Source organism: Massilia cellulosiltytica (assembly GCF_047325105.1).
In the GTDB taxonomy this organism is placed as follows: Bacteria; Pseudomonadota; Gammaproteobacteria; order Burkholderiales; family Burkholderiaceae_D; genus Telluria; species Telluria orientalis.
The window spans coordinates 6,819,264-6,838,803 of sequence record NZ_CP168562.1; the positions used below are offsets into that span (position 1 = coordinate 6,819,264).

Genomic DNA, 19,540 nt, shown 5'->3' on the forward strand with positions numbered 1-19,540 from the left:
GGGTCCACCACCCGGAAGCCAACACGATGCGTCGACTGTTCGCGACTCTCATCCTGCTCGGCCCGCTCGTTGCATTCGCGGCGGACAGCGCCGACCCGGCGCAAGCCCTGTTCGAGCGCGACTGGCAATGGCGCCTCAAGCACCGGCCCGAATTCGCCACGAGCGTCGGCGACCACCGCTACGACGCGCTGCTGGCCGACACCTCGCTCGCGGAGCAGACGGCCATCGTCGAGCACGCGCGGCGCATGCTCGACCTCGCGCGCCAGATCGACCGCGCACAGCTGGCCGGCCAGGACCGCCTCTCCTGGGACCTGTTCACGGGCGACCAGGAACGCATCCTCGCGCGCGCCGCGTTCGTTGCGTTCGACCCGCAGCCGGTCAGCGCGCAGGACGGCCTGCAGATCCGCTTCCCGCAACTGGTCGCGCAGATGCCCTTCTTCACGGAAGACGACTACCGCAACTACATCGCGCGGTTGAACGCTCTGCCCCGCCACGTCGACGGCATCATCGAGCAGATGCGCGAGGGGATGCGCACCGGCTGGACGGCGCCGAAGTCCATCATGGCCGGCCTGCCCGCGCAGTTGCGGACGATGCGCGAGCACGTGCAGGATGGCGCCCTCGGCGCGCCGTTCCAGCGCCTGCCCGCGACCATCGACGAGGACGCGCGCGCGCGGCTCGCGACCGATGGCGCGGCCGCCCTGCGCACGGCGGCAGGTGCGCTGCAAAAGCTGGAAGACTTCGTGCGCAGCGACTACCTGCCGGCCGCGCGCACGACCATCGGCGCATCCGGCCTGCCCGGCGGCGCGGCGTGGTACGCGTATCTCGTCAAGGCTGCGACGACCACCACGCTGGCGCCGGCCGAGATCCACGCGCTGGGTATCAAGGAAGTGGCGCGCCTGCGCGCCGAGATGGAAGCGACGGCAGCGCGCACGGGTTTCAAAGGGAGTTATCCGCAATTCGTCGCGTTCGTGCGCAGCGATCCGCGCCTGTTCCCGACGAACGCGGACGCGCTGCTGGACCGCTACCGCCGCACCATCGCGCGCGTCCAGGCCCAGTTGCCCACGCAGTTCGGCACGATCCCGCAGGAAGAACTGGCCGTCAAACCCGTGCAGCAGGCGGGCGCCGATACTCAGGGCGGCGCCTATTACGAAGCGGGCACGCCGGAGCGGGTCGCGGCCCTCGCCGTCAACACGAGCCGCCTGGACACGCGACCGCTATGGGAAGTCGAGACGCTCGCCCTGCACGAGGGCATCCCCGGCCACCACCTGCAGGTCGCGCGCGCCCACGCCATCGACGGCCTGCCGGCATTCCGCCGCCACGCCTGGTATCCGGCCTTCGGCGAAGGCTGGGCGCTGTATGCGGAGAGCCTGGGGCCGACGCTCGGCCTGATGCGCGATCCGTTCTCGCAATTCGGCCGCCTGGCCGACGAGCAGCTGCGCGCCGCGCGGCTCGTCGTCGACACCGGCATCCACGCGCTGGGCTGGCCGCGCCAGCAGGCCGTGGACTGGCTGAACGCGAACACGGCCAATCCGCCGTCCGACAACGAGGTCGAAGTCGACCGCATGATCGCCCAGCCGGGCCAGGCGCTGGCGTATAAAATCGGCCAGCTGCGCATCGCCGCGCTGCGCGCGCGGGCGCAGGCGGCGCTGGGTCCGCGCTTCGACGTCCGCGCCTTCCACGACGCCGTGCTGGAAAACGGCGCCGTGCCGCTGGACCTGCTGGAAAAGCGCATCGACCGCTGGATCGCGGCGCAGAATGTCCCGGAACCTGACCTGGTGAATTAACTAAAAAGTCATATTGAGGGCTGACCGGCGCGGTTGGCCGATTTCGGTTAATCTCTGCGTCTCATGGCAGTATAAGAAAGGAAACCTCGTGTCGAACCAACTGACCCGCCGCCTGGCCCTGCTGGACGACGATGCCCACCGCGGCCTGCTCCTGCAAGGCCTGCGCGGCATCGAGCGCGAGACGCTGCGCGTCGATGGCCAGGGCCACCTGGCAAGGACTGCGCATCCGGTAAAACTCGGCTCGGCCCTGACCCATCCGCAGATCACGACGGATTACGCGGAAGCGCTGCTCGAATTCATCACGCCGGCCGAACACGACATCGGCCTGGCCCTGCACCGCCTGGATGCGATCCACCGCTACGCCTATTCCAAGCTGGACGGCGAACTGCTGTGGAGCCAGTCGATGCCGTGCCAGCTGCCGGCCGAGGAAGACATCGAGATCGCCTGGTACGGCAAGTCGAACCTCGGCATGCTCAAGCACGTGTACCGCCGCGGCCTGGCCCTGCGCTACGGCAAGGCCATGCAATGCATCGCGGGCATCCACTACAACTATTCGCTGCCGGAAGAACTGTGGCAGCTGCTGGCGGAACACGAGGGCATCACGGAAGAACGCCGCAACGCGCTGCGCGACTTCCAGTCCGAAAGCTATATCGCGACCATCCGCAACTTCCGCCGCTACAGCTGGCTGCTGATGTATTTGTTCGGCGCATCGCCGACCCTGTCGACGGGCTTCCTGCGCGGCCGCGAGCACAATCTCGAGACGCTGTCGGACGACACGTTGTTCCTGCCGTATGCGACGAGCCTGCGCATGAGCGACCTGGGTTACCAGAACGACGCCCAGTCCGGCCTGCGCCCGCACGAGAACAGCCTGGAAAGCTATGTGACCTCGCTGATGGACGCCGTCAAGCGCCCGTATCCGCCGTACGCGGAGATCGGCACGAAGAAGAATGGCGAGTGGGTCCAGCTGTCGACCAACATCCTGCAGATCGAGAACGAATACTATTCGACGATCCGCCCGAAGCGCGTGATCCGCACGGGCGAGCGCCCGGTGCAGGCGCTGTGCGCCCGCGGCGTGCAATACATCGAGGTGCGCTGCCTGGACGTCGATCCGTTCGAACCGGTCGGCATCGCGCTGGAGACGGGCCGCTTCCTGGACGCCTTCCTGCTGTTCTGCGCCCTCGAGGAAAGCCCGCTGATCAATGCAATGGAAGGCCAGGTCCACGCACGCAACTTCGCGCGCACCGTGAAGGAAGGCCGCCGTCCGGGCCTGACCCTCACGCGCAACGACCACGAAGTGCTGCTGAAGGATTGGGCGGAAGAGCTGCTGGAACGCATCCGCCCCGTCGCGGAACTGCTGGACCACGAGCACAATTACAAGGGCGCGCACATGGACGCGCTGAACGCGCAGAAGGCCAAGGTCGCGGATCCGGACAAGACCCCGTCCGCGCGCGTGCTGCAGGAAGTGCGCACGCTCGGCTCGTTCGCGCAGTTCGGCCTGCGCCAGAGCGAACTGCACGCCGAGGCCTTCCGCACCGAACCGCTGATGCCGGCCGAGACCGCGCTGTTCGACGAGATGGCGCGGCTGTCGCTGGCCGAGCAGGCGCAGGTCGAGGCGACGGATACCGGCTCCTTCGACGACTTCGTGGCGGCGTATAACAGTAGTACACTGTGCCGTAACAGCTAACACGCGAGCCTGGACATTTACGCCTGCACGTCGCCCCGCGCATGCACGTCGCCCCCGCGCAGGCGGGGGCCCAATTTGCACGCGTTACGGTAACGCAAGCAGAACTTGGGTTCCCGCCTGCGCGGGAACGACGTCTCACGCTGAATCGGGGCTCTTCTTGCTCACCTTTTTCAACGAACACCACGCCCAGCACGCCCCCGCATCGGAACCGCCCCAGCGCATCGACGTCGTGGCGAACGAGTTCACGCGGCGTGGCCTGGGCCGCATCGTCACCCCGCACGGCGTGCCCCTGACGTCGCTGGAACGCATCCACACGCCCCGCTACCTGCACTTCCTGCGCAGCGCGTGGAACGAGTGGCTGTCGCTCGACCCGCGCAACGCCGAGCGCGATCTCGTCCCCTCCGTGTGGCCCGGCCAGGGCATGCGCCGCGACGTCGAACCGGATACGTTCACGGGCCGCCTCGGCCTGTACGCGTTCGACAGTACGACGCCGCTGACGGCCGGCACGTGGACCGCCGCGAAGACGGGCGCCGACTGCGCGATCAATGCGGCGCACGCGCTGCGCCTGGGCGAGCGCGGCACGTTCGCGCTCACGCGTCCGCCCGGCCATCACGCCGGCGCCGACTACTGCGGCGGCTTCTGCTTCCTGAACAATGCCGCGCTGGCGGCCCAGCACCTGCTCGACGACGGCTTGCAGCGCGTGGCCATCCTCGACATCGACTACCACCACGGCAACGGCACGCAAGACATCTTTTATCGCCGCAAGGACGTGCTGGTCGCGTCGATCCACGCCGACCCGCGCACGGATTACCCGTACTATGCGGGCCACGCCGACGAGACGGGCGCCGGCGCGGGCCTCGGCTTCAACCTGAACGTGCCGCTGCCGCGCGGAACAGCGGCGGCGCAGTGGTTTCTTGCCCTGGAAACGGCCTGCGTGAAGATGGCGGGCTTTTCTCCGCAGGCGCTCGTCGTCTCGCTGGGCGTCGACGGTTTCAGCGGCGACCCGCGTTCGCACTTCGGCCTCGCCAGCGGCGATTTTCTGCGCATCGGCGAGCGCATCGGCTTTCTCGGCCTGCCGACCGTCTTCGTGTTCGAAGGCGGCTCGGTCGTGCCCGAACTCGGCATCAACGTGGTCAACGTGCTCGAAGGTTTCGAGACGGCGGCCTGACAAGGAAACGACAATGATCGAATGGCAGTGGAGCGGTTTTGCCGACCTGACGGCGGCAGAACTGTACGAGATGCTGGCGCTGCGCCAGCAGGTGTTCGTGCTCGAGCAGGCGTGCCTGTACCCGGACATCGACGGCCTCGATCCGGGCGCGCATCACCTGCTCGGCTGGCGCACCGTCGACGGCAAGCGCGAACTGGCGGCCACCCTGCGCTGCCTGGCGCCGGGCGCGAAATACGAGGAGATGTCGCTCGGCCGCGTCGTCACCAGCCCGTCCACGCGCGGCACGGGCCTGGGCCGCGAACTGGTCGCGCAAGGCATCGCGTGCGCGCAACGGCTGCATCCCGGCCACGCGATCCGCATCGGCGCCCAGGCGCACCTGGAAGCGTTCTATGGGAGCTTCGGCTTCGTCACGGTGTCCGCGCCGTACGACGAGGACGGCATCATGCACATCGACATGGTGCGCACCGCTACTTAAGAAGGCCGGCCTTGGTCGGATCCGGCATGCGGATCGCGACGAGACAGGCCAGCGCGCACATGACGCTCACGTACCAGTAGAAATACGGCTCGTGGCCGGCCTGCTTGAACCACAGCGCCACGTATTCCGCCGAGCCGCCGAAGATCGCGTTGGCGACCGCATACGACAGGCCCACGCCCAGCGCGCGCACTTCGACCGGGAACATCTCGGCCTTGATCAGGCCACCGATCGACGTGTACAGGCTGATGATCGCCAGCGCGCACACGATCAGCGCGCCGGCAGTCAGCGGGCTCGATACGTTACGCAATGCCATCATGATCGGCGTCGTGAACACGGCGGCCAGCGCACCGAACGCGATCATCGACGTGCGCCGGCCGATGCGGTCGGACAGCGCGCCGAACGCCGGCTGCAGCAGCATGTAGACCAGCAGGCAGACGGTCATGATGCGGCTCGCCGTCTCCGTGCTCATGCCGGCCGTGTTGACGAGGTATTTCTGCATGTACGTCGTGAACGCGTAGAAGATCAGCGAGCCGCCGGCCGTGAAGCCGAGCACCGTGACGAACGCGCGCCGGTGGTGCTTCAGCAGCGACGCGACGCTGCCCGCGGCCTCGCTCTTGCGCTCGCTGGCGGTGGTCGTCTCGTGCAGCGAACGGCGCAGGTACAGCGACACGAGGGCGGCGCAGGCGCCGACGACGAACGGGATGCGCCAGCCCCAGGCCTTCAGTTCGTCATGCGTGAGCAGCAATTGCAGGATGCCCAGCACGAGCAGCGCCGCGAGCTGGCCGCCGATCAGGGTCACGTACTGGAACGACGCGAAGAACCCCTTGCGCCCCGGCTCGGCCACCTCGCTCATGTAGGTGGCGCTGGTGCCGTACTCTCCGCCGACGGACAGGCCCTGGAACAGGCGCGCCACCAGCAGCAGCATGGGCGCCGCCGTGCCGATGCTGGCATAGGTCGGCAGCGCGGCGATCATCAGCGAGCCGCCGCACATCATGAGCACGGAAATCATCATCGCATTGCGCCGGCCGTAGCGGTCGGCGATGCGGCCGAACAGCCAGCCGCCGATCGGGCGCATCAGGAAGCCCGCCGCGAAGATGCCGGCCGTGTTCAGGAGCTGGGTCGTCGGATTGCCTTTCGGGAAGAAGGCAGACGAGAAATACAGGGCGCAGAACGAATAGATGTAGAAGTCGAACCACTCCACCAGGTTGCCGGACGACGCGCCGACGATGGCGAACACGCGCTGGCGCGATGTGAGATGTTCGATGGCATGCGGGTCTGCTGTATCCGTCGTGGTCATAGCTATCCTCCGGGTCCGGACCCAGCATAGCAGTTCCTCAATTTTTACGGCGCCACAACAGCACGGGGATGCCTGCAAGCAGCAAAAACGCCGCCGCCGGCTCCGGCACGGGCGTGAGCAGGACCGGCGCGCAATACCCGAAGTCGTTGCAGCTGTTGGCCACGATCTGGCCGGCGTCGTTGATGCCGACGGCGTCCATCAGCACCTGGATGCCGAGGCCGTCCGTCACGTTGTTCAGGTCGACCAGGCTGCCGTCGGCATACACGAACGCATGCGAGAAACCGTCCCCGACGAAGCTGGAATAACCGACCACCATGCCGGCCGCGTTGATGGCGTGGGCTTCGCCGAAGTCGCCGCCGAAGGAACCGAGGTCGTGCATCACGCCGCCGCTGTACAGGAACGGATGCCAGACGGCCGCGGCGCCGATGAGGCTGTAGCCCGCCACCTGGCCGGCATCGTTCACCGCCTCGGCCCAGCTGAAGCCGCCGCCCAGCGTGCCGAGGTCCTGCATGGTGCCGTCGTGGTACAGGAATGCGTGGGCGCCGTCGTCCGGGAAGCCCGGGCCCGGCTGGGAACCCCCGACGATCATGCCCGCGCCGTTGATGCCCCGCGCCCGCGCATCCGTCCCGCCCAGCGTGCCGATGTCGGTCAGCGTGCCGCCGCTGTACAGGAACGCACGGCTGTTGCCGGACGCATCCGTGGAATCGCCCACGACCTGGCCCGCGGCGTTGATGCCGTACGCAATGCTCTCGCCGCCGTACAGCGTGCCGGTGCTCCGGATGTCGCCGTTGCGGTAGATGAAGCCGCGCGTAAAGTCGCCGGACAGCGAGGCGCCGACCACGGCGCCGCCGTTGGTGGCGGTCGCCCAGGCGGATGGGCCGCCCAGCGTCGGCAGGAACGTCGTCGTGCCGTCCAGCCACACGAAGGCGCGTTGCTGGTTGTCGAGATTGATGCCGCTGCCGACGACGCTGCCGTCGTTGCCGATGCCGTAGGCCGTGAAGTTTTCGGGCAGGAAGGTCGCGGTGTACAGCGGGTCGGCCAGCACGGCCGGTGCCGCCACTGCCAGGGATACGCCGAGCATCAGCGCCGGCTTCACGCGGCGCCGGCGCGCGCGCCAGGCCAGCAGGCCGAGCCCGGCGGCCAGCATTGCCCAGGTGGCCGGCTCGGGCACGGCCGACACGAGGTCCAGGCGCACGTCCGCGCACGTGCCGAGGCGGCAGGCACGGCCCAGGATCCGGCCCGCGTCGTTGATGTCGGTGGCGTCGATGATCTCCCAGCCGTTCGCCCCCGTCACGAGCGTGTTCAGGTCGACCATGTGCCCGTCGAGATAGATGAAGGCGTGGTAGCCCCAGCCGACGTCCGTGATGAGGTCCGACGCGCCGACGATGAGGCCCGCATTGTTCAGCGCCCGCGCATAGCCCCAGTTGCCGCCCAGCGAACCGAGGTCGACCATGTGACCGTCGCGGTACGCGAAGGGCCGTGTCAGCGCGCCGTTGTCCAGGACGACGTCCGTTTCCGACCAGCCCACCGCGAGGCCGGCGTCATTGACGTCGTAGGCTTCGCTGCGCAGGCCGCCCAGCGTGCCGAGGTCGAGCATCGTGCCGCCCTGGTAGAGATAGGCGTGGCGGTCCGGGTCGAATGTGCTGGAGGCAAGCGTGGCCGTGCCGGCCACCGTGCCGGACGCGTTGATGGCTGCGGCCTGGCTCCAGTCGCCACCGAACGTGCCGATCAGGTGGATGCCCCCGCTGTCGACCAGGAAGCCGCGCTGTGCCTCGCCGATGTAGGGCTGAGCATTGCCCGCGACCATGCCGGCGTCGTTGATGCCTCTCGCGTTCGAATACGCGTACATGTCGGGCAGGCTCGCGGCCACCGGCACCACGCTGCCGCCCACGTAGGCGAACGCGCTGCCGTTGTACGGGCTATTTTGTGCGCCGGCGATGTCGCCATGGTTATTGATCGCGAGACCGTAGCTGTCAGGCAGCACGCTGCCCAGGCTCGTGATGGTGCCGCCGGACAGGATGGCGGCCGCACCGCCGTACGTACCGACGATCTGGCCTGCGTTGTTGAGCGCGGACGGCGCGAAACCGGCAGGCAGGAAATCGAATGTATAAAGCGGATCGGCCCACGCGTGCGCGCTGGCGAAGAACGGCAACAACAGGGCGAACAGGCAACGGCGTATCGACATGGCAGGCTCCGGATGACATTCAGGCGTGCCAACGATACGGCCCGATGCGCCGCGCGGAACTGAGCCAGATCAGGCGTGCGCGGAACGCGTTCAGAACGTGATGACGAAGCGCGCGCCCCGGCTCACCGGGCGCGCGTAACGTACCGTGCCGCCATTGCCATGTACCAATTGACGCACCATCGCGAGGCCGATGCCGCCGCCCTGCTTGCGTGTCGTGAAGAAGGGCGTGAAGATGTGCGCGGCCAGCGCGTCCGGCACGCCGGGACCGTCGTCGTCGACCTCGATGCGCAGGCGCGCGCCGCGCACCAGGCGGGCGGTAACGCGCGCGCGGCCGCCCGCACCCGTCGCCTCGAACGCGTTCTTGAGCAGGTTGATCAGCGCCTGCTCGAGCTGGCCCGGGTCGGCCATCAGTTCCAGCGACGCCGGCTCCACCGAGAACGCGACGTCGCCGCCGCGCTCCCGCCAGGCCGGCCCCACCAGCGCATCGAGCCGCGCGAACAGGGCGGCCAGCGGCACCCGCTCGGGCCGCGCGTCCGGCACGTTGGACAGGCTGCGGTAGCTGGCGACGAAACCGGCCAGGCTGTCGGCGCGGCGGCCGATGGCGTCGAGCGCCGTGCCGAGGTCCGCCGCCACGTCGACCGGCAGCGCGGGCCGCGCTTCCTCGACCAGGTCGCGCGCCGTGCGCGACAGCGACGCCACCGGCGTCAGCGAATTCATGATCTCGTGCGTGAGCACGTGCACCAGCCGGCGCCAGGCGTTCAAGGCTTCGGCTTCCAGTTCGCTCTCGACCGGCATCAGCGCGGCGAGACGTTGCGGGCGGCCGTGCAGGGTCAGCATCGACACCGTCGCCAGCGCGCGTTCGGTGCCCCGCTCGGTCTCGAACTGCAGCAAGGTGCGGTCGCCGTGCGGTTGACGCGCCAGCTGGCGGTACAGGGCCGCGGCATCGGTGGCGCGGCCCGGCGCGACCAGCTTGCGCGCGTTCGCGTTCAGCGGCTGCACGTGCTCGTCCCCGTCGATGCCGAACAGCGCGACCGGCGCGTGTTCCAGGCGCGCTTCCACGGCCAGCGCATTGTCGACCAGGCTTTGCTGCTCGACGTTCAGCACGGCGCGGGGTTCAGGCGCGGGCAGCCGGCGCAGCGCGGCCAGCGCGGCCAGGCTGCGCCACAGGACCAGCACCGCGACCACGGCCGCCAGGCCGCACAGCACAAGGACACGCGGCACATCGCCCGCGCGGCCGGCGCCGAACGCCAGCGCCGCCAGGCCGGCCGCCGCCAGCAGCGCGACCGCCTTCGCGCGCGCTTCAGATGCCATGCTTGCCCAGCTTGCGGTACAACGCGGCGCGGCTGACGCCCAGCATGCGCGCGGCGAGGCTGATGTTGCCCCTGGCCTTGTCCAGCGCGGCGGCGATGGTGTCGCGTTCCAGTGCGCCCAGCCTGAAGTCCTGCTCCTTCTCCACCTGGACGGGCGCAGGCGGTGCAGCAGGCGCGAGGCCGAAATCCTCGAAGCGGTAGTCGGCGTCGGCGCCCAGGATCACGGCGCGCTCGCACGCGTGGCGCAGCGCGCGCACGTTGCCCGGCCAGTCCCACGCGCACAGGCGGTCCAGCACGGCCGGCGCCAGCTCGCGCACGGGTCGCTGGTACTGGCCCTCGTACAGCGACAGGTAGTGGTGCAGCAGCGCGGGGATGTCGTCGCGCCGGGCGCGCAGCGGCGGCACGCGGATCACGATCGTATTCAGGCGGAACAGCAGGTCGGCGCGGAACACGGCCGGATCGAACAGGCGGTCTTCCGCCAGGTTGGTCGCGCTGACGATGCGCACGTCGACCGGCTCGGGACGGTCGGCGCCGATCGGCGTGACTTCCCTGCGCTCGAGCGCCGTCAGCAGCCTGGCCTGCGCGGGCAGCGGCATGTTGCCGATCTCGTCGAGGAACAGCGTGCCGCCGCGCGCGGCCTGGAAGCGGCCGGCGCGGTCGCTCTTCGCGTCGGTGAACGCGCCCTTGCGGTGGCCGAACAACTCGCTCTCGAAGGTCGCCTCGGGCAGCGCGCCCATGTCCACGGCGAGAAAGGTGCCGGCGGCGCGGCGCGACGCCTGGTGGACGGCGCGCGCCACGAGCTCCTTGCCGACGCCGTTCTCGCCCAGCACCATCACGTTGGCCTCGGTGGGCGCGACACCGGCGATCATCGCCTTCACCTCGCGCATCGGCGCGGAGTCTCCCATCAGGGCCGACGCGCCGGGCACGTTCGCGGCCGTGCGGCGCGCCAGCGCGGCATCGACGGCGGCCACCAGGCGTGCGTTGTCCCACGGTTTGGTGATGAAGTCGGCGGCGCCGCGCTTCAGCGCTTCCACCGCGAGCGGCACGTCGGCATACGCGGTCAGCGCGATCACGGCGGGCGGCCGCGCCAGCGTGCGCAGGCGGTCGAGCACCGCGAGTCCCTCGGCGCCGTCGATGCGGCCCGGCGTGAAGTTCAGGTCGAGCAGGACGACGTCCGGCACGCCGTCCGCCAGCAGCGCCTCCAGCCGCGCCGGATCGTCGAGCGCGACGACCGCGCCATGGCGGCGGCGCAGCAGCATCTGCGCGGCGCAGGCGACATCGCGGTCGTCGTCGAGGATCAGGAGGCGGGTGCGGGATTCAACCATCGGGCCATTCTAGCAGCGCGCATCGCGGCGTTGTACTGCCCGGCGGTCACCTGTTCGGAAGCGCACAGGGGTCCCTGTCCGGATCCGGACAGTCGCGCGATAAAACCCTTGTCGGCACGGGCAAAACGGTCGTGGCACGGGGCTTGCAAACGATGCCGGCATGACCAATCCATCTCCCCACCTCGTCACCGGCGCCGCCATGGACGTGCGCGTTCCCGTCCGGCGCGGCCGGCTCGCCGTACGTGCCGGCGCGCTGCTGGCCGCCGGCGCGCTGGCCGCCTTCGCCGCGTGGCAGGCCTTGCCGCACGGGCTGCAGGTGGCAGCACGCGACGTGCGCATCGCCCGCGTCGCGCCGGGTGTCTTCCGCGACGAGATCGTCGTGCGCGCCAGTGCCGAACCACTGCGCGCCATCGTGCTCGACTCGGTCGAATCCGGCCGCGTCGAGGAAGTGGTCGCGCACGACGGCCAGCGCGTGGCGAAAGGCGATTTGCTGTTCCGCCTGTCGAACCCGCAGCGCAACCTGGAACTGCTGGCGCGCCAGACCGAGTACGCGCAGCAGATCTCGAACCTCGCGACCCTGCGCGTGGCGCAGGAAGCCAGCCGCACCGACCACCAGCGCCGCCTGGCGGACCTGGAATTCGCGCTGGAGCAGGCGCGCAAGCAGCATGCGCGCAACGCCAGCCTGGCCGCGCGCGGCTTCCTGTCCACGGCCGCGCTGGAGGATGCCGCCGACAAGCTCGCGCAGCAGCGCCGCCTGCTGGACGACGAACGGGCCAGCAGCGCCGCCGAGGAACAGGTGCGCGGTCGCGTGCTGCAGCAGATCGAAGGCGTGATCGCGGGCCTGCAGGCGGGCCTGAAGCTCGTGAACGCGACCGTCGACGCGCTGGCCGTGCGCGCGCCGGCGGCCGGCGTGCTGACCGATTTCCGGCTGCTCGTCGGCGAGACGGTGCGCCCCGACCAGCGCATCGGCCGCATCGACGATCCGCAGCGCTTCAAGCTGGTCGCTCAGGTCGACGAGTTCTATCTCAGCCGCGTCACGACCGGACGCCCTGGCCTGGCGGTCCAGGACGGCGCCAGGTATCAGCTGCGCGTCGCCACGATCTACCCGCAGGTCAAGGACGGCCGCTTCACCGTCGAGATGGTGTTCACGGGCCCGCAGCCGCCCGTGATCAGCCCCGGCCAGGGCCTGGACGCGCGCGTGACCCTGGGCGAACCGGCCCGGGCCCTGCTGCTGCCCCAGGGCGCCTATGCCGGCGACGGCGGCGGCGCCTGGGTGTTCGTGGCGGCGCCGGATGGCCGCCATGCCGAACGGCGCACCGTGCGCCTGGGGCGCCGCAACGACACGCAGGTGGAAGTCCTGTCCGGACTGGCCGCCGGCGAGGACGTCATCGTGTCCGGCTACACATCGTTCGGCAAGGCCAGACGGCTGGAATTGACGAAGTGACCCGCACCCTCCAACATCACATCAACCACGAAAGAACGACATGCTCCGACTATCAGGCGTCAGCAAGATCCACACGGCGGGCGAAGTCCGCACCACGGCCCTCGACCGCATCGACCTCGAGATCGCGGCCGGCGAATACGTGGCCATCACGGGGCCGTCCGGCTGCGGCAAGTCCACGCTGCTGTCCGTCCTCGGGCTGCTCGATGTGCCGACGTCCGGCGAGTACTGGTTCGAGGGCCGCAACGTCGCCGGCTGGAGCGAGGCGAAGCTGAACGCGCTGCGGCGCGGGAAGATCGGTTTCATTTTCCAGAGCTTCAACCTGATCGAGGAATTGACGGTGTTCGAGAACGTCGAACTCGCGCTCGAATACACGGGCATGCCTCCGGCCGAGCGCCGGCGGCGCGTGCGCGACATGCTCGATCGCCTGGGCGTGGCACACCGCGCCGGGCACCGGCCGTCGCAGCTGTCGGGCGGCCAGCAGCAGCGCGTGGCGATCGCGCGCGCCCTCGTGGCCGGGCCGGCCATGCTGCTCGCCGACGAACCGACCGGCAACCTCGACACCGCGCACGGCGACGACGTCATGCGCCTCCTGCGGAACATCAACGCCGAGGGCACGACGGTCGTGATGGTCACGCACTCGCCCGCGCACGCGGCGCAGGCGTCGCGCACGCTGCGCCTGCTCGACGGCCGCATCGTCGTCGACGCGTTGCTGGCGGCATAAGGAGGCCACGATGAATTTGCGCGATTTCCGCATCGGCTGGCGCCTGCTCGTCAAGGAGCCGGCCTATTCCGCGGTGGTGGTGCTCGGCCTGGCGGTCGGCGTCGTCGTGTGCTTTTTGCTGCTCGGCTTCGTGCGCCACTCGTTTTCGTACGACGAGCACGTGCCGGAACGGGAGCGCGTGTTCCAGCTGCAGCAGCGGTGGAACCTGGCCTTGCTCGGCAACGAGTGGGATACCGCCACCGGCCTGCCCGCGCTCGAGGCGGCGAAGGCGAGCGGCCAGCCAGTGCTCGGCACCGCCTTCCTCAACTTCGGCCTCAATGTGCGCGTGGACGGCCGGGTCCGGAACATCGGCGTCACGCTGGTCGATCCCGACTTCGAGAAGATCTTCGCGCCGCGCGTGCTGGCGGGCGACCTGCACGAGGCCCTCACGCGACCGGAGGCGCTGGCGCTGACCGCGGACACCGCACTGAAGGTGTTCGGGCGCGCCGATGCGGTCGGGCGAACGCTGCAGGGCGACGGCCGCACCTACGTGGTGGTGGCCATCGTGGCCGACCCGCCCGCCGCCGCCACGATGTCGTTCGGAGGCCTGGCCGGCAGGGGCAGCGCGATCATGCCGACCGACATGCGCGCGTCCGTCTCCGGCACGTGGGGCCGCTCGGCCGGCCGGATCTACCTCAAGCTGCTGCCCGGTGCCGACGCCGATGCGGTCCTCGACGCCGTGCGGCGCAGCCTGCGCGCGTCGCCGCTCGTGCAGCACGATTACGCCCAGCAGGTGGCGGCGCTGGGCGGGCGCGACCTGATCGATTACCGCCTGCAGCCGATCGCCGACGTATACCTGGCGCCCGGCCTGAACGACCTGTTCGCGCCGCACGGCAACCGCCAGGGCGTGATCGGCCTGGGCGCCGTCGCCGTGCTGGTGCTGCTGCTGGCCACGGCCAACTACGTCAACCTGGCCACCGTGCGCACGCTGGCGCGCCAGCGCGAGATCGCCGTGCGCAAGGTGCTCGGGGCTTCCGCGCAAGCCGTGGCGCGCCAGTTCCTGGCCGAGTCGGTGCTGGTCTGCCTGCTCGCGACAGTCCTCGGCCTGCTGCTGGCATGGCTGCTGTTGCCTGTGTTCGAGGACCTGGTGCAGCGCAGGCTGGACGGCATATTCGGCCCCGCCCCGCTAGCGGCGACGCTGGCGCTGGGCATGCTGCTCGGCCTGGCCGCCGGCGCCTACCCGACCTGGTCGGCACTGCGCGTACGCGCCACCGCCGCGCTGGCCGGACGCGGCGCCGGAGAAACCGCGCGTGGCCTGTGGATCCGGCGCGCGCTGACCACGCTGCAGTTCGGCGTCGCCATCGGCCTGACGGCCACGACACTTGCCGTCGCCTGGCAGACACGCTACGTCAGCACACTCGATCCCGGCTTCGATACGGCCCCGCTGCTGATGTTCCCGGCCGATAACGACCTGCGCGACCCGCGCACGCAAGCCTTGCGCGATGCCGTCGCGCGCCTGCCGGGCGTCGCGGGCGTGGCGGTCTCGAATCTGCCGTTCAGCGTCGGTCACAACATCACGTCGATGCGCCACGCCGGCGGCACGGCCTCCGACCTCAACGTCTACAGCGTCGATCCGGCATTCTTCGACGTCTACGGGGTCAAGCCCATCGCCGGGCGCCTGTACTCGCCCAGGTTCGATAAGGTGAACGACGACGACCGCGTGGTGCTCAACGTGGCGGCGGCGCGCCAGCTCGGCTTCGCGTCTCCACGCGCCGCGGTCGGGCAGGTGGTGACGTTTAGCGGGGGCAGCCAGCCGATGCAGGTCGTGGGCGTCGCGCCGGATCTGCGCCAGCGTTCGGCGCGCGACGGCCAGCAGCCGAGTGTGTTCCTCCTGCGCGACCGCATCGGCGGGTTCACGGTGCGCTGCAGTGGCGACGTTGACGCGGTCAGGCGCGCGATCCTGGCCCTGTGGCCGCGTTACTTCCCCAACGAAGGGCTGGACGTCGTGCGCGTGGCGACGCTCATGTCAGACATGTTCTATGCCGACGACCTGCGTCTCGCCAAGCTTCTGGCGGCATCGAGCGCGATCGCGACGGCGATCGCCGCCTTCGGCATCTACGTGCTGGCCGCGTACAGCGTGCGCAGGCGCGAACGGGAGATCGTGCTGCGCAAGCTGTATGGGGCCGGCCACGCGGCGATCGCAAAACTGGTGGCGCGCGAGTTCGCCGCGCTGGTCGGCGCCGGCGCGGTGCTGGGATTACCGTTCGCGTGGGTGGCGATCCAGCGCTGGCTGGGCGGGTTCACCGAGCGTGCGCCGATCGGCGGCTGGACGCTCGCCGCCGCGCTGCTGGTGGCGGGCGTCGTGGCGCTGGTGTCGACCCTGCGCCACGCGCTGGCGGCGGTGCGGATCCGCCCCGCCAGCGCGCTGCGCGAATGAATCAGCAGGCCGCGCTGCCGCAGACTTTGACCAGTTCGACTTCGAACACGAGGCCGGTGTTGCCCGGGATTGCGCCCGGCACGCCGCCCACGCCGTAACCCAGGCTGCTCGGGATCAGGATCGTGCGCTTGCCGCCGACCTTCATGCCCTGCACGCCCTGGCCGAAGCCGGGGATCACGGATTCGTTGGTGTTCACGGCGCCGATGACGAAAGTGAACGGCTTGCCCGGCAACGACGCGTCGAACTTGGTGCCCTTGAAGTCGGCCGCGGCGGCGCTGTACAGCCAGCCCGTGTAGTTGACCTGCACGCGCGCGCCGTTGACGGCTTCGGCACCGGTGCCGATCGCGATGTCGGTCTTGGTCAGCGCGGCGGGATTGTTGACGACGGGAGGGGTGGTGCTGCCCGAATCGCCACCGCCGCCGCATGCGGACAGGCTCAGGATGGCGGCGAAGGCGGCGGCCAGTGGGAAGGACAGTTTCATGGGACTCCTACGGGACAGGTTGGTTATCGGATGGAAACCCGAACCTTACCAACCTGCCCTGCAAGCGTCTGTGGGGGATTTGTATGCCTTTGTAATCCGCTCAGATTTCGACCTGGGTGCCGAGTTCGATGACGCGGTTGCTCGGAATCTGATAATAATCCGCGGCCGTGCGGGCGTTGCGCTGCATCGCCACGTACAGGTGCTCCCTCCACGGCATCATGCCCTGCCCCGGCACCGAGATCACGGTCTGGCGCGCGATGAAGAACGACGTCTCCATCATCTCGAACTCGAGGCCGCAGGCGGCGCACAGGCGCAGGATGTCCGGGATGTCCGCTTCGTCCTTGAAGCCGTAGGTCACGTTCAGCTGGTAGCAGTTGTGGCCCAGCGGGACGACCTCGACTTGCTCGCTCTCGGGCACGTACGGCTCTTCGCGGATGCGCACCGTAAGGAACACGACGCGCTCGTGCAGCACTTTGTTGTGCAGGAGGTTGTGCAGCAGCGCGTGCGGCACGCCGTCGGTTTCGCCGCGCAGGAAGATGGCGGTGCCGGACACGCGGTCGGGCGGCGCCACGAACAGCGACTGCAGGAAGTCGTCGAGCGGGATCGCGTGCTTTTCCAGGTTCTCGAACACGAGTTCGCGGCCGCGCTTCCACGTCAGCATCGTCGTCAGCAGGATCGCGCCGAGCAGCAGCGGGAACCAGCCGCCGTGCAGCAGTTTCAACGTGCTGGCCGAGAACAGCATGATGTCCATCGCCATGAAGAAGCCGGTGGCGCCGAAGCACAGCCACAGCGGCAGGTGCCAGCGGTAGCGGATCACGAAGAACGTCAGGATCGTCGTCGCGAACATGGTCGCCGTCACCGCGATGCCGTAGGCGCCGGCCAGCTTGTCCGACGAACCGAAGCCGACGACCGCCAGCAGCACGACGATCAGCTGCAGCCAGTTCACGGCCGGGATGTAGATCTGGCCGATCTCGCTCTCCGACGTGTGCATCACGCGCATGCGCGGCAACAGGCCCAGTGCGATGGCCTGGCGCGTCATCGAGAACGTGCCGGAGATCGTGGCCTGCGACGCGATCACGGTCGCCATCGTCGACAGCAGCACCAGCGGCAGCACGCTCCAGCTGCCCAGCTGGTGGAAGAACGGGTTCTCGAGCGCTTCCGGATGCGTGATCAACAGGCCGCCCTGGCCCAGGTAGTTCATGGCGAGCGCGGGGAACACGACCATGAACCACGCGAAGCGGATCGGCTTCTTGCCGAAGTGGCCCATGTCCGCGTACAGCGCCTCGGCGCCGGTGAACGCCAGCACGACGGCGCCCAGCGCGACGAACGCGATCATCTTCTCGCGCAGCATGAACTCGAACGCGTGCAGCGGGTTCAGCGCGTGCAGGATCACGGGCGCCTGCACGATGTTGATGACGCCCATGACGGCCAGCGCGGCGAACCACACGATCATGACGGGGCCGAACCAGCGGCCGATGCCCGCCGTGCCGTGGCGCTGCACGCTGTACAACCCGACCAGCACGACGATCGTCAGCGGCACGACGTATTTTTCCAGGCCGGGCGTGGCCACTTCGAGACCTTCGATCGCGCCCAGCACGGAGATCGCCGGCGTGATCACGCTGTCGCCGTAGAACATGGTGGCGCCGAACACGCCCAGCACCATCAGCACGTAATGCCAGCGCGACGTGCGCGTGACGGAATTCAGCGCGAGCGCCATCAGGGCCATGATGCCGCCCTCGCCGCGGTTGTCCGCGCGCAGCACCAGCGTGACGTATTTGAGCGAGACGATCATCGTCAGGCCCCAGAAGATCAGGGACACGATGCCCAGCAGGTTCGGCGTGGTCAGGGCCAGGCCGTGGACGGGATCGAAGATGGTCTTGAGCGTGTACAGCGGGCTGGTACCGATGTCGCCGTAGACGATACCGACCGCCGCCAGCGTCAGCCCTGCCAGGCTGCTTTTCTTATGTTCTGCCGTCAAGGTTTCACCGTTTTGTTGTTCTGGTGCGTTGCACAATAGAATAATTGACAAGGAAAAACAAGAGCGCGACCTTTTGCTCGGCCGCTATTTTCTCAAAGTCTGCATCAATGGAAGCAGGCCGAGCGCACGCCTCGGTTGCCGCAAACGGCGGGCCCGCCAGCAAGGCTGCGTCCGTTCAAGGATAATGTCAGACCGTTCACCCGTATCACGCCTCCCCATGAACACCGGCATCCTGTCCGCCGCCCTCGCCTTCCTGTGCTGGGGCCTGTTTCCGTTGTATTTCCACGCCATCGACGAAGTGCCGCCGCTGCAGATCCTCGCGCACCGCATGCTGTGGTCGCTGCTCTTCCTCGTGATCGTGCTCGCCGTGCGCCGCCAGTGGGCCTGGCTGAACCTCGTGCGCCAGCCGCGCGTGTTCGGCAGCTTCGTCGCGTCGGCCCTGCTGCTCAGCGTCAACTGGCTCATCTACATCTGGGCCGTGAACAACAACCACGTCATCGAGGCCAGCCTCGGCTATTTCATCAATCCGCTCGTCAACATCATGTTCGGCTCGATGCTGCTGAAGGAACGCCTGCGGCGCACGCAATGGATGGCGATCGGCGTCGCGGCGCTGGGCGTTGCCTGGCTGACGTGGCAGGCCGGCAACGTGCCCTGGGTCGCGCTGGCGCTGGCCGTGTCGTTCGGCGGCTATGGCCTGCTGCGCAAGACGGCCGCACTCGGCGCGCTGGAGGGTCTGTCGTTCGAGACGATGGTGCTGTTCCCGCTCGCGGCCGCCTACGTCGTCTGGCTCAGCGTGCACGGCCAGAACACCTTCATCAACACGGACTCGAACATGACGCGCCTGCTGCTCGTCGCGGCCGGGCCGATCACGGCGATCCCGCTGCTGCTGTTCGCGGCGGGCGCGAGAAAAATCCCGCTGTCGATCGTCGGACTGCTGCAATACATGTCGCCCACCCTGCAATTCCTGCTGGGCGTATGGCTGTTCCACGAAGCGTTCACAGCGGACCGCCTCGTCGGCTTCGTGCTGATCTGGCTCGCGCTGGCCCTGTTCGCCGCCGAAGGCTTGCTGAATCGCCCGCAGCCGGTGGCCAAAGAGGCTTGAGCCACCGCAAACCAAAATTCGGGGTCAGAGCACATTTCCGGCGCAATTCGGGGTCAGAGCACATTTTCGGACAATTTCTCATCGATGCGGTTAAGCTGTCAGCCACTTCCCCGTCGACGGCGCCACACAGGAGTGTCGCGCCATTCAGGTTTTGCTTTTTCTGCCTGAGC

The 19,540-nt window shown here is 68.8% G+C and carries 14 protein-coding genes; 8 read left to right on the plus strand and 6 right to left on the minus strand.

What is annotated here, in order from left to right:
• Nucleotides 1-26 precede the first annotated feature (26 nt).
• From ACEN9H_RS29950 to ACEN9H_RS29965, 4 genes are all read left to right on the plus strand, one after another.
• Nucleotides 27-1,784, plus strand: a complete 1,758-nt coding sequence (locus tag ACEN9H_RS29950; RefSeq protein WP_413673090.1) for a DUF885 domain-containing protein — start codon at nt 27-29, stop codon at nt 1,782-1,784.
• 88 nt (nt 1,785-1,872) lie between these two features.
• Entirely contained in the window at nt 1,873-3,468 is a 1,596-nt protein-coding gene (gene gshA / locus ACEN9H_RS29955) for a glutamate--cysteine ligase (protein WP_413673091.1), read from the plus strand.
• A 157-nt stretch (nt 3,469-3,625) separates the two neighbouring features.
• Nucleotides 3,626-4,636 (plus strand): histone deacetylase family protein, encoded by a 1,011-nt coding sequence (locus ACEN9H_RS29960; protein ID WP_413673092.1) that lies wholly within the window; start codon nt 3,626-3,628, stop codon nt 4,634-4,636.
• Nucleotides 4,637-4,649: 13 nt separating this feature from the next.
• Nucleotides 4,650-5,111 (plus strand): GNAT family N-acetyltransferase, encoded by a 462-nt coding sequence (locus tag ACEN9H_RS29965; protein WP_413673093.1) that lies wholly within the window; start codon nt 4,650-4,652, stop codon nt 5,109-5,111.
• On the opposite strand, the gene ACEN9H_RS29970 is transcribed toward ACEN9H_RS29965, so the two are convergent.
• The 4 genes from ACEN9H_RS29970 to ACEN9H_RS29985 form a co-directional block, all read right to left on the minus strand.
• Nucleotides 5,104-6,408 (minus strand): MFS family transporter, encoded by a 1,305-nt coding sequence (locus tag ACEN9H_RS29970; protein WP_056133966.1) that lies wholly within the window; start codon nt 6,406-6,408, stop codon nt 5,104-5,106. The genes ACEN9H_RS29965 and ACEN9H_RS29970 overlap by 8 nt on opposite strands.
• 37 nt (nt 6,409-6,445) lie before the next feature.
• The gene (locus tag ACEN9H_RS29975) at nt 6,446-8,593 is read right to left on the minus strand and encodes a PEP-CTERM sorting domain-containing protein (RefSeq protein WP_413673094.1); all 2,148 of its coding nucleotides are present in this window, start codon (nt 8,591-8,593) and stop codon (nt 6,446-6,448) included.
• 90 nt (nt 8,594-8,683) lie between these two features.
• Nucleotides 8,684-9,904 (minus strand): sensor histidine kinase, encoded by a 1,221-nt coding sequence (locus tag ACEN9H_RS29980; RefSeq protein WP_413673095.1) that lies wholly within the window; start codon nt 9,902-9,904, stop codon nt 8,684-8,686.
• Nucleotides 9,894-11,228 (minus strand): sigma-54-dependent transcriptional regulator, encoded by a 1,335-nt coding sequence (locus ACEN9H_RS29985; RefSeq protein ID WP_413673096.1) that lies wholly within the window; start codon nt 11,226-11,228, stop codon nt 9,894-9,896. The genes ACEN9H_RS29980 and ACEN9H_RS29985 overlap by 11 nt, the downstream gene beginning before the upstream one ends.
• 160 nt (nt 11,229-11,388) lie before the next feature.
• On the opposite strand from ACEN9H_RS29985, the gene ACEN9H_RS29990 reads away from it, so the two are divergent.
• From ACEN9H_RS29990 to ACEN9H_RS30000, 3 genes are read left to right on the plus strand one after another with little or no spacing between them, the layout of a single operon-like run.
• The gene (locus ACEN9H_RS29990) at nt 11,389-12,672 is read left to right on the plus strand and encodes an efflux RND transporter periplasmic adaptor subunit (protein WP_413673097.1); all 1,284 of its coding nucleotides are present in this window, start codon (nt 11,389-11,391) and stop codon (nt 12,670-12,672) included.
• Nucleotides 12,673-12,712: 40 nt separating this feature from the next.
• Entirely contained in the window at nt 12,713-13,393 is a 681-nt protein-coding gene (locus ACEN9H_RS29995; RefSeq protein WP_413673098.1) for an ABC transporter ATP-binding protein, read from the plus strand.
• Nucleotides 13,394-13,403: 10 nt separating this feature from the next.
• Entirely contained in the window at nt 13,404-15,809 is a 2,406-nt protein-coding gene (locus tag ACEN9H_RS30000; protein ID WP_413673099.1) for an ABC transporter permease, read from the plus strand.
• 1 nt (nt 15,810) lies between these two features.
• Here the strand turns inward: ACEN9H_RS30000 and ACEN9H_RS30005 are convergent, their stop codons facing one another.
• Together ACEN9H_RS30005 and ACEN9H_RS30010 are read right to left on the minus strand one after the other, a co-directional pair.
• Nucleotides 15,811-16,290, minus strand: a complete 480-nt coding sequence (locus ACEN9H_RS30005; protein ID WP_056133960.1) for an FKBP-type peptidyl-prolyl cis-trans isomerase — start codon at nt 16,288-16,290, stop codon at nt 15,811-15,813.
• Nucleotides 16,291-16,390: 100 nt separating this feature from the next.
• The gene (locus ACEN9H_RS30010) at nt 16,391-18,268 is read right to left on the minus strand and encodes a potassium transporter Kup (protein WP_413673100.1); all 1,878 of its coding nucleotides are present in this window, start codon (nt 18,266-18,268) and stop codon (nt 16,391-16,393) included.
• Nucleotides 18,269-18,485: 217 nt separating this feature from the next.
• Here ACEN9H_RS30010 and rarD point away from each other — a divergent pair, with 217 nt between their 5' ends.
• Complete coding sequence (rarD, locus tag ACEN9H_RS30015) at nt 18,486-19,370, plus strand: EamA family transporter RarD (protein ID WP_413673101.1); 885 nt, start codon at nt 18,486-18,488, stop codon at nt 19,368-19,370.
• Nucleotides 19,371-19,540 lie beyond the last annotated feature (170 nt).

Coding starts and splice junctions, on each gene's coding strand:
- ACEN9H_RS29950 (WP_413673090.1), top strand. CDS start 27: ATGCGTCGACTGTTCGCGACTCTCATCCTGCTCGGCCCGCTCGTTGCA.
- ACEN9H_RS29965 (WP_413673093.1), top strand. CDS start 4,650: ATGATCGAATGGCAGTGGAGCGGTTTTGCCGACCTGACGGCGGCAGAA.
- ACEN9H_RS29970 (WP_056133966.1), bottom strand. CDS start 6,408: ATGACCACGACGGATACAGCAGACCCGCATGCCATCGAACATCTCACA.
- ACEN9H_RS29975 (WP_413673094.1), bottom strand. CDS start 8,593: ATGTCGATACGCCGTTGCCTGTTCGCCCTGTTGTTGCCGTTCTTCGCC.
- ACEN9H_RS29980 (WP_413673095.1), bottom strand. CDS start 9,904: ATGGCATCTGAAGCGCGCGCGAAGGCGGTCGCGCTGCTGGCGGCGGCC.
- ACEN9H_RS29985 (WP_413673096.1), bottom strand. CDS start 11,228: ATGGTTGAATCCCGCACCCGCCTCCTGATCCTCGACGACGACCGCGAT.
- ACEN9H_RS29990 (WP_413673097.1), top strand. CDS start 11,389: ATGACCAATCCATCTCCCCACCTCGTCACCGGCGCCGCCATGGACGTG.
- ACEN9H_RS29995 (WP_413673098.1), top strand. CDS start 12,713: ATGCTCCGACTATCAGGCGTCAGCAAGATCCACACGGCGGGCGAAGTC.
- ACEN9H_RS30000 (WP_413673099.1), top strand. CDS start 13,404: ATGAATTTGCGCGATTTCCGCATCGGCTGGCGCCTGCTCGTCAAGGAG.
- ACEN9H_RS30005 (WP_056133960.1), bottom strand. CDS start 16,290: ATGAAACTGTCCTTCCCACTGGCCGCCGCCTTCGCCGCCATCCTGAGC.
- rarD (WP_413673101.1), top strand. CDS start 18,486: ATGAACACCGGCATCCTGTCCGCCGCCCTCGCCTTCCTGTGCTGGGGC.